Annotated in this window: 1 pseudogene; it reads left to right on the top strand. The window is 64.9% G+C overall.

The features are described from left to right. Positions 1-750 (top strand): annotated as a pseudogene (locus EGI20_RS18925) (hypothetical protein); the annotation flags it as partial.

Below are 750 nucleotides of genomic sequence, written 5' to 3'. Positions count from 1 at the left end.
TGGCCGGCATGCAGGCGCAACTGGGCGAGCAGCAGCTTGCGGCGCGTGACGCGTCCTTGCGCCTGCATGGTGAGGCGTGGGCTTTGGCCGAAGTGCAGGCGGCGGCCGAGAGTGAGGCGCTGGCCGCACTGGTGCAAGACAGGCAGGCGCTGGAAGCGCAGATGGCCTTGAATGCCGTACATGCGCAATTGGGCGAGCTGATCCCCGTCTGGCGCGGCCTGTTTGCCGAGGGGCAAAGACTGGAGGGCGAGCAAGCCAGCAAAGACACCGAACTGCAGCGCTTGCAGCAACAAAGGGATGTGGCCAGTGCGCAGCGCCAGACCTTGGCCGGGGGCCTTGCCCGCGCCGAAGATCAATATGCGCAAGCCTTGGCGCAGGAGCAGGCGGCAGCCTTGCAACGGGAAAGCCTGGGTGCGGATGCCGCACAATTGCGCGCCGCCTGGCAGGCAAGTCAGGCCGATGCGCTGGCAGCGCTACGCCTGGACGAAGAGGGGGCACGCTTGCGTATGCAGGCGGCCGAGCTCACACACTGGCAGGCACAAAAACTGCCGCTGGCACATGAGGTGGAGACACTTGCTGGCGAGCGTATGCGTTTACGCGGTCTGTTTAGCGCACTCAAAATTGAAGAAGCAGACAAGGCAAGGCTAATCGAGCTGGAATTGCGCATCCAGAGTCTGGAGGCGCAGCGCGCCCACCTGCCCCCGGGAGAGGCTTGCCCCTTGTGCGGCGCATGTGAACATCCGGCGCTAG

The organism is Aquitalea sp. S1-19 (assembly GCF_024343515.1).
The sequence above is the reverse complement of the archived record's forward strand: the minus strand, read 5'-3'. Positions and strand labels throughout refer to the sequence as shown.